The sequence below is a fragment of the Sutterella sp. KLE1602 genome (assembly GCF_001578585.1).
Classification (GTDB): Bacteria; Pseudomonadota; Gammaproteobacteria; order Burkholderiales; family Burkholderiaceae_F; genus Sutterella; species Sutterella wadsworthensis_A.
The window spans coordinates 1-1,915 of record NZ_KQ968552.1; the positions used below are offsets into that span (position 1 = coordinate 1).

Genomic DNA, 1,915 nt, shown 5'->3' on the forward strand with positions numbered 1-1,915 from the left:
CATCGTTCAGAGATGGGGGTTTTGAAGAGCTTCCCTAACTCGATCTCTCGCCTTTAGGCGTTAACCCTCAACGGAGAATGAGCCCAAATTTTCCTCCAACATTTGAAGCACAAGGTGATCCCTCGCCGTGCATTCGGTCGACCAACGATACTTCGCACGTTTGTTCCTAACGGTGACGGTCTCGATGCAATCAAACCAACCCAAGAACTGTCGCAGGGTGGTTTTCTTGAGCCAGGCCGCTACTCCAGCCATCCTGTCGCGTTCGAGCTTGCTCAGTTCCTCGTCTCTGGAACGGCGCTCGGCTTCTTCCTGGGTACTCTGCAAATGGAAGCGGTAGCTAAGTGCAATTAAGCGGCATAGCTCCTTTCCTCTGACACGCTTTATGTCCCAACATCTGGCACGAGCGCCATCAAGCTCGCTCTTGATCATGTGGTAAGACGCTTCGATATCATTGCGTCGACGGTAATGTCGCAGAGCCTGCCAGGGATCACGGTGCCGATTGGAGATCAGAACGAAGATTCCAAAATTCAACATTTCCGCTTTGCAGGGCTCATCCTTGATCAGGACTGTTGGCTTGCCGCGGCCGCGCTTGGGAATGACAGTCAAAAACTTCTCACACATCTTCTGTTCGGCCGGCTCCAGATCTTCCCTTGCAACCCCACCTTCCAGCTTCTTCTGGATTTTATGGAGTTCGCCGACGAAGTTTTCTTCTTCCAAAGCGGCTTTGCCTTTGTTCTTGTAGTAGTGGTAATGAAGCTTTGTCGACACTTTTTCGCCCTTTGGATCGCTGGTTTTCACCGGGCCTAATTCGGTTGCCTCCGTGAAGGACGTGACATAAATGTTGGAGTCGAACGGACAAGCAGCTGATGGGTTCGCAAATTTCTCACGCGCGAGACGCCCGCTAGCGGTTTCTTCGTCGATCAGGCGATAGATCCAGCGATCGTTCAAAGTGGCTCTCATGGTGAAACCAACGTGAGCTGTAACGAAGGCGCGGACGTTGTCCTTGCTGAAGAACCCATTGTCTAAAACTTTTTCAGCCCGTAAGTTTTGACGCGCTTGATCGCATTGATTGCTGACGCGACGTCAGGAATGTTCCCGGGCTGCAAATCCAGCATGACGGGAAGCTGGGTAGTTAGCGAGAAGAACGACAGCATCTTGAACGTATCCAAACCGTCGTCATCCTTGTTGTACCCCTGACGAGCCATTGGCTTCAGTCCTTCCGAATACGTGGAGATCGTAGTGGAGTCGAAGGCCATCACTTGTTGATCGGCACCGCCAATGGCTGACAAGCGTTCGAATAGGCGCTGTTCGCCAGTCGAATCGAAACCAAGGGCCTCGAACAGGTCATAGCAAACGTCTTCTGACATACCGTGCTCGTACGGCAAGTCATGGTCGTACTGCCAAACATCGATGTTGTGAATCGTGTCGCCACCAGAGGCGGTGCAATCGAGAGAATCTTGTCGGCAATGCCGCCGTCTGGATAGGCGGCACGAACGGCAGCGTCCAGCCCAGACCGTTTACCGACCAAGGACAGAATGTCGGTCGCGCCAGTGCTGACTCGAGTCGTAATGCTCGTCGGTTGAGGGGCGGCAGTTTTCGTATCCCGGGGTTCTTCAGGAGCCTTGTTTGACGCAGAACCCGCCTGAGCCGTGGCCGAAGCAACCGATGGAGCCACCTCTGTGACGGCTCGTTGAGCGCGTTTGGTGCCTCGCTTCGGGCGGCACGCAACTACCTCGCCGTGTTCAGGGTCGATCTTTTCACCTGTACGCTCAGAACCAAGGCAAACCTCGTATTTGCGAACCGGGTCATAGCGCATGCGCCGAATCTCGAAGTAGGTTATCCCGGTTTTCTTATCTACAACCTGAAAACCGTGGAATCTACACTCAGTCAGATTCGTCGAAGAAGAGCTCGAGGA

At 53.5% G+C, this 1,915-nt stretch carries 2 protein-coding genes; both read right to left on the minus strand.

Translation table 11 applies throughout. From position 1 onward, the window contains the following. Positions 1 to 60 precede the first annotated feature (60 nt). Positions 61 to 948: a hypothetical protein gene (locus tag HMPREF3036_RS12315; protein WP_062333165.1), complete on the minus strand. Its 888-nt coding sequence runs from the start codon at positions 946 to 948 to the stop codon at positions 61 to 63. Between the two features lie 74 nt (positions 949 to 1,022). Further along, positions 1,023 to 1,367: a transposase gene (locus tag HMPREF3036_RS07525; RefSeq protein WP_062333168.1), complete on the minus strand. Its 345-nt coding sequence runs from the start codon at positions 1,365 to 1,367 to the stop codon at positions 1,023 to 1,025. Positions 1,368 to 1,915 lie beyond the last annotated feature (548 nt).